8 protein-coding genes and 1 pseudogene are annotated in these 6,271 nt (G+C 49.1%); 2 read left to right on the top strand and 7 right to left on the bottom strand.

Annotated elements, in window-relative coordinates:
• The first annotated feature begins 27 nt into the window (after window positions 1-27).
• The gene (gene tonB, locus OGV80_RS17035; protein WP_043017896.1) at window positions 28-744 is read left to right on the top strand and encodes a TonB system transport protein TonB; all 717 of its coding nucleotides are present in this window, start codon (window positions 28-30) and stop codon (window positions 742-744) included.
• An 83-nt stretch (window positions 745-827) separates the two neighbouring features.
• On the opposite strand, the gene yciA is transcribed toward tonB, so the two are convergent.
• From yciA to OGV80_RS17055, 4 genes and pseudogenes are all read right to left on the bottom strand, one after another.
• Window positions 828-1,229 (bottom strand): acyl-CoA thioester hydrolase YciA, encoded by a 402-nt coding sequence (yciA, locus tag OGV80_RS17040; protein ID WP_003020670.1) that lies wholly within the window; start codon window positions 1,227-1,229, stop codon window positions 828-830.
• Window positions 1,230-1,393: 164 nt separating this feature from the next.
• Window positions 1,394-1,933 carry a septation protein A gene (locus OGV80_RS17045; RefSeq protein WP_043016136.1) on the bottom strand — a complete coding sequence of 180 codons (540 nt, stop codon included), beginning with the start codon at window positions 1,931-1,933 and terminating at the stop codon, window positions 1,394-1,396.
• A 53-nt stretch (window positions 1,934-1,986) separates the two neighbouring features.
• Window positions 1,987-2,730: a YciC family protein gene (locus tag OGV80_RS17050; protein WP_003020663.1), complete on the bottom strand. Its 744-nt coding sequence runs from the start codon at window positions 2,728-2,730 to the stop codon at window positions 1,987-1,989.
• A gap of 28 nt (window positions 2,731-2,758) precedes the next feature.
• Window positions 2,759-2,845: pseudogene (locus tag OGV80_RS17055) on the bottom strand (YkgJ family cysteine cluster protein); the annotation flags it as partial.
• 283 nt (window positions 2,846-3,128) lie between these two features.
• Here OGV80_RS17055 and ompW point away from each other — a divergent pair.
• Complete coding sequence (ompW, locus tag OGV80_RS17060; RefSeq protein WP_043016137.1) at window positions 3,129-3,767, top strand: outer membrane protein OmpW; 639 nt, start codon at window positions 3,129-3,131, stop codon at window positions 3,765-3,767.
• Between the two features lie 45 nt (window positions 3,768-3,812).
• Here the strand turns inward: ompW and OGV80_RS17065 are convergent, their stop codons facing one another.
• The 3 genes from OGV80_RS17065 to OGV80_RS17075 form a co-directional block, all read right to left on the bottom strand.
• Window positions 3,813-4,940, bottom strand: coding sequence for a phage integrase Arm DNA-binding domain-containing protein (locus OGV80_RS17065; protein WP_286515381.1), 1,128 nt, complete (start codon window positions 4,938-4,940; stop codon window positions 3,813-3,815).
• Entirely contained in the window at window positions 4,933-5,166 is a 234-nt protein-coding gene (locus OGV80_RS17070) for an excisionase (RefSeq protein ID WP_200000603.1), read from the bottom strand. Before OGV80_RS17070 ends, OGV80_RS17065 begins: the two co-directional genes overlap by 8 nt.
• Window positions 5,167-5,217: 51 nt before the next feature.
• The coding region (locus OGV80_RS17075) for a 3'-5' exonuclease (RefSeq protein WP_286515383.1) at window positions 5,218-6,271 on the bottom strand (1,054 nt) is incomplete at its 5' end.

The raw sequence follows: 6,271 nt of genomic DNA on the forward strand, positions 1-6,271 counted from the left end.
TTTTTTACTGAAACGATTATGACTTCAATGACCCTTGATTTACCTCGTCGCTTTCCCTGGCCTACGTTACTTTCAGTCGGCATTCATGGTGCTGTAGTGGCAGGTTTGCTGTATACCTCGGTACATCAGGTTATTGAACTGCCTGCGCCAGCGCAGCCGATCTCCGTTACGATGGTTGCGCCTGCCGATCTTGAACCGCCTCAGGCCGTTCAGCCGCCGCCGGAACCCGTCGTCGAGCCTGAACCGGAACCAGAGCCGATCCCGGAACCGCCAAAAGAAGCGCCGGTAGTGATTGAGAAACCGAAGCCCAAGCCTAAACCGAAGCCAAAACCGGTGAAAAAGGTGGAAGAGCAGCCGAAGCGTGATGTTAAGCCAGCCGAGCCGCGTCAGTCGTCTCCGTTTGAAAATACTGCGCCTGCGCGTCCAACGACCAGTAGCGCCCCGGCAACGACTAAACCGGCGGTGAGCGCACCTTCTGGTCCGCGAGCCTTAAGCCGTAATCAGCCGCAGTATCCGGCGCGTGCCCAGGCGCTGCGCATTGAAGGCCGTGTGAAGGTCAAATTTGATGTAACCTCGGATGGCCGGGTTGAAAATGTAGAAGTTCTGTCCGCACAGCCTGCGAATATGTTTGAGCGTGAAGTGAAAAATGCAATGCGCAGATGGCGCTATGAGGCCGGTAAACCAGGTTCCGGGCTGGTGGTGAATATTGTCTTCCGCCTGAACGGCACAACGCAAATCGAGTAAACGTCAGGCCGAATTTGGCGGTCCGCCACCTGCCGGTAATGATCAAGAGTATGATTACCGGCAGGCGGTGCTGGCGCGAGCTATCAGGCCAGGGTAGGGATTGGACGAGGTTTACCGTCTTTATCAACGGCAACATAGATAAACAGGGCTTCGGTGGCTTTATAGCGCTGGCCGATAGGTTCTGAAGCAACTTTCTTTACCCAAACTTCAATATTAATGCTGATCGAAGTCGTCCCGCGCTTCACGCAGCGAGCATAGCAACAAACCACATCGCCTACGGCGACCGGGCGCAAAAAGCTCATTCCTTCAACCCGCACCGTGACCACACGACCATGTGCGATCTCTTTGGCCTGAATAGCGCCGCCTATATCCATTTGTGACATCAGCCAGCCGCCAAAAATATCACCGTTCGCGTTGGTATCGGCAGGCATAGCCAGAGTGCGTAAAACCAGTTCGCCCTGGGGAGTGTTATTCGTTGTTGTCATTGTAGAACCGACTATAGAGAAAGATTACAGGCGCGATGCTACTAGAATTTACGCGCTGAGAACAGAGGGATGGAGCGTGTGGAGCGGAAGTCAGTCGGGTTAAAGGAGATAAGGAACGCGAGGGGATAAAAATTCGCCAGATCCGTAGATCTGGCGAGCATGTATTACGATTTATCTTCCTGCGGAAGATGGCGGTAAATATAGACTCCGCTTAGTAACGTAAAGAGTAGAGTCAGGGCGGTCAGGCCGAATACTTTAAAGTTGACCCAAATATTCTGCGGTAGCCAAAACGCAATATAGATATTCGCCAGACCGCACAGGATGAAGAAGACGGCCCAGGCTAAATTAAGTTTTGACCATACCGGCTGAGGCAGGGTCAGCTCTTTGCCTAACATGCGCTGGATCAGCGGCTTTTTCATCACCCACTGGCTAACCAGCAGTGCACCGGCAAACAGTCCATAAATCACCGTTACTTTCCACTTAATGAATTCATCATTGTGGAAGAAGATAGTCAGGCCACCGAACACGGCTACCAGAACAAAGGTGATTAATGCCATCTTTTCGACCTTGCGATAGCGAACCCAGCTGTAAATTAAAACAACAGCCGTCGCGACAATCAGCGCCGAGGTCGCCGCATAGATGTCGTAGAGCTTATAAAAAGCAAAAAAGACAACCAGCGGTAAAAAATCAAGAAACTGCTTCATTCTTCGATTCCGTCATCAAAAGCACCGGGTACAAGCCCGGAAGCGTTCAGGGTTTATTGGCGAATCAGCATGTACAGGCGGAACAAATAGATCAGCAACACGGCGGAGATCATATTGCTCAGCGTATTCGCCAATACCGCGCCTACATTTGGCGTAAGTACCGCAAAACTTGGCGCAAAAAGCAACAGCAGAGTTTTTGCCAGCAGCCAACCGATCACTGCTGGCGCAACCAGGCGCATATTCGACCATGCCAGGCGCATACTGTTGCGCATAGCGGCAAAGACACCCATTTTGTCCTGTACCAACATCACCGGTGCGAGCGCCAGCAGGATGGCCAGCAGAATACCCGGCACCACAACCAGCATAATACCGATTTGCACCAGCAGAGTAGTCAGAAAAATCAGAATAAACAGCTTAGGCAGAACCGGCGCGCTGGCACCGATGGCGCGTAATGCGCTGACCCGATGACCGGCTGAAATCAGTTGAATCATCAGGATGACACCCCCGGCGAGGATGGCATTACCAATCAAGCCGGAAAACGTCGACGCCGCGGAGGCGCGTAGCAAAATTTGCTGTTGCTCCGGGGTCATGTTCTGTACCAGATCGAACAAGCCCACGCTGCTGGTTAACTGATCGCCTTCACTGAGTTGCGCAATTTGTGCGTCGGTGGGAGAAAAGGCATGCCCTAACACCACTGTGATAAACGCGCACAACAACGATACCAGCAAGATGGTAATGAATTGATTACGGAAAAAGTTTCCCGTGTCACGGTAAACGGATTTCGCCGTGATAGACATGCACTCTCCTTGAGTTTTGCAGGTGTTCATTTGCGGGCAATTGTACCCTGGATAACTCCACAGTGGCAGCATCGCGCGATGTATGGAAAAGCATATCTTTGTAAAGCCCCGGTAATTTTTGGCTATGACTTCAGCGTCATGCAAGAACGTTGGTTGTTCTCTGCGCATCACGGACAAGTAACCATCGCCATTCGGCAACGCAGGTCAGTTACTTGCGTGGCGAAAATATATCAAAATTGATCTGAATTAAGTTAACCAGGATTTTGAATGCAAGTTCTAACTTAATCTGGATCAATAAATGTTAAATTATCAAAGTCAATGTGATCCAGGTTAGATCACTTATTACTCCAATGTGGGTATATTCGTTCCGCTTTTATAACCATAACGATGGAGCGGACATGAAAAAATTAACAGTTGCAGCATTGGCTTTAACAACTCTTCTCTCTGGCAACGCATTTGCGCATGAGGCCGGAGAATTCTTTATTCGTGCAGGTTCTGCCACCGTCAGACCGACGGAAGGCGCGGGTGGTACGCTGGGAAGCCTGGGTGGCTTTAATGTCAGCAATAACACGCAGTTGGGTCTGACATTTACCTATATGGCAACCGACAATATCGGTGTTGAATTACTGGCAGCCACGCCGTTCCGCCATAAAATTGGTACTGCCACAACGGGTGACATTGCTACCGTCCACCATTTACCGCCGACCTTAATGGCACAGTGGTATTTCGGTGATTCCAGCAGCAAACTGCGTCCATACGTGGGTGTTGGTGTGAACTACACCACCTTCTTTGACGAAGGTTTTAACGATAACGGCAAACAGACTGGTTTATCTGACCTGAGCCTGAAAGATTCCTGGGGCGCGGCAGGGCAAGTGGGTATGGACTACCTGATTAACCGCGACTGGTTGATTAACATGTCGGTCTGGTACATGGATATCGATACCACCGCGAGCTACAAACTGGCTGGCGCGCAGCAGCATGACAGCGTACGCCTCGATCCGTGGGTGTTTATGTTCTCTGCGGGTTATCGTTTTTAAGTTCTTCTGCAAAACCCCTGCAAAACTCTTCTGCAAAACTGGTCATCAAATGACCAGTTTTTTCCATTCTTTTCCACGCGTGTCGTTGTAGTGATCGGTCATTACTTTACTGCTATGGCCCAACAAAATTTGTGTGTCGATACCTTGCTCCCTGAATATTCTTTCAGCCAAAGAACGTTGCTCATGGAAAGAAGGGGGAGCACCTTTGCTTGACCAGTCGTAGTCAACTGAGTCACGTGCTTTTCTGAACGCACCAGTTAGAGATGCCGGTTTTACCATTCCTCCTCTTTTGCCTTTCCCTTTGTCGTGGTGATGATTTAGTAAATACGGGCTAAGTATCCTGTCCCGGCATTGAGCGATTACATCTTCAAGAGATATGTTTATCTTGTTACAACGTAACTTTAAAGGTATCGCGATTTTGGCACCTGTTTTACTTTGTTCAACAAAGAGGTGACCATCCCTGACATCTGAAAATCTCATATTACAAATATCGGCCAACCGCTGTCCTGTGATGATGGCCAGCAGCATTCCTTTCTGCAGAAAGTAATTATCTTTTTCGGCTGCCTGATAGATCATTAGCCATTCTTCGAACGTCAGTCGTTGTCTGGAGACACGGACCTGCGGTTTTTTTGTAGCGTCAGATGGATTAAATCCTGCCGGTACTTCTCCTACCTGCTGTGCTTCTTTAAAAACATCCGACAGCACTTTGCGTACAATTTGTGCCATCCGTAGTTGGCCTTTATTCTTGTAGTCCTCGAGGATCCCAACTATATCCTTAACTGTTATGCTGTCGATTGACCGCATGCCAAGATGACTTTCGAAAACGTTAAGTGGGGCGTTTTTCTGCTTGAGCGTATTGAGTTTTATCTCTCCAGTTTCGTAACGCTGGTCCTGCAACTTTCGGTACCGAACAATCCATTCGCTTACCGTTGTAGAAAGCCCACATCGTTTATTAATTTCCTCTCTGATTTTAAAAGTGTGCCGCATTTGTCTTTCTGCGAGCCGGCTATTTGCTTCTACAGCTATTTCTTTAGCAACTTGCTCATCTGTTCCTAATCCATGAAATTTACCAGTTACAGGGTGCTTATACCTCCAGTACACCCTGTTGGTCCTCGAATCCAGGAAACATGACAATCCGGGAATGGTCACGTTGTGTTTTCGAGGTCTAGCCATCTTCTAAAATCCTTCTGAGTAATGGGTGATCTTGATTTTTAATTACTGGTTCTGTTGTGAGCCCAGTAAATCGTGCATTAGCCTCAACGCGCCAGCTTTTCCCTACACGGCAAGGCAAAGGAAAGATCATCCCGTTTTTAGCGTATTTGTTGAGTGTGGACTTGCTCGGAATCGGTTCACCGAACTCTGATCTCGCCCATTCAGAGAGTAAAATAAGTCTGGACATTTTCCCCCCAGAGTATGGCCCAGTGATGGGCCACTTAGTGAATATATGGAATCAGTTTGCGGTCAGACGTTGCCAGATTGCAGAGACGTATTTGACCTGATGCCTGGCGTCAGAAAGCGCATTGTGCATGTCGCCTTCAAACGGGACGTCGAAGCGCGGGTTGATACCGACAGATTTACCCAGTTCAACCATGGTCCTTACGTCCCTGTCATTCCAGAACGGAACAGCGAAGGGAGTCTCTGCTAATGCATATGCGCGGCGGAGAATGACGTTATCAAACGAGCATCCATTACCCCACAGCTGAACAGTGTGACTACCGTTAGCAGCATTTTCAGCAATGAAGTCAGCCAGTAGTTCAAGGGTTTCACGCAGCCCCATGGCCTCATCAACCAGAATTGCAGAGCGGGCTTCAGATGATTGTTTCAACCACCACTGAATTGTTGACGCATCCGGTTTCATGCCAAACGACATCGATGATTCAAGACTGACAACCTGGTAAAATTCGGCACCAGTGTTACCAGTTGAAGGATCAAAATATACGGCGCCGATAGAGACTATTGGTGCATCAGGACCGCTGCCCATAGTTTCCAAATCAACCATCAGGTGAGTATAAAAAGCGTTCAGGTGATCCGTATCTATATGGTGAACGGGTTCATTATTCAGGGAAGCTGGAGGCTCACCAGTTGCATCAGTGCTTTCAACTGGCAAAGCTGCTGCTTCGCCCTGAGGCACATCAGGATTGGCTTTGATTTCGCTGTTGTCAGTTTTTTCCATCTGCACATCGCTGGTGGTTTCCTCGGTATTGGCTTGATGTAATTTTTCTTCGACCGCGCGCTGGCGTACCTGGTCTACGACAGAAAGCGCTGGCGCCGGCTGGTTACCCATCAGGCCATCAATGGAGAAAACACCGTTGCCCATGTTGGCGATTTCTGGTTGCTCGGTTATTGCCTTCTGTTCAGCTGTGGACTTCTCTTTAATCTCGTTTTCCCAGCTTTTTTCTGGTACGTGACCGGCTGCCGCCAGAGTTTCTTCAGTTGGGTGCTGGTGGTCGGTTTCAGTCAGGTTTTTGTTGATGTAACGGCTCAGCAGTTCCGGGAAATGGTGA

The organism is Citrobacter sp. Ce119, assembly GCF_030334525.1.
In the GTDB taxonomy this organism is placed as follows: Bacteria; Pseudomonadota; Gammaproteobacteria; order Enterobacterales; family Enterobacteriaceae; genus Citrobacter; species Citrobacter europaeus.

Bases quoted from the DNA above. Each gene is read 5' to 3' on its own strand.
- tonB (WP_043017896.1), top strand. From the start codon at position 28: ATGACCCTTGATTTACCTCGTCGCTTTCCCTGGCCTACGTTACTTTCA.
- yciA (WP_003020670.1), bottom strand. From the start codon at position 1,229: ATGACAACAACGAATAACACTCCCCAGGGCGAACTGGTTTTACGCACT.
- OGV80_RS17045 (WP_043016136.1), bottom strand. From the start codon at position 1,933: ATGAAGCAGTTTCTTGATTTTTTACCGCTGGTTGTCTTTTTTGCTTTT.
- OGV80_RS17050 (WP_003020663.1), bottom strand. From the start codon at position 2,730: ATGTCTATCACGGCGAAATCCGTTTACCGTGACACGGGAAACTTTTTC.
- ompW (WP_043016137.1), top strand. From the start codon at position 3,129: ATGAAAAAATTAACAGTTGCAGCATTGGCTTTAACAACTCTTCTCTCT.
- OGV80_RS17065 (WP_286515381.1), bottom strand. From the start codon at position 4,940: ATGGCTAGACCTCGAAAACACAACGTGACCATTCCCGGATTGTCATGT.
- OGV80_RS17070 (WP_200000603.1), bottom strand. From the start codon at position 5,166: ATGTCCAGACTTATTTTACTCTCTGAATGGGCGAGATCAGAGTTCGGT.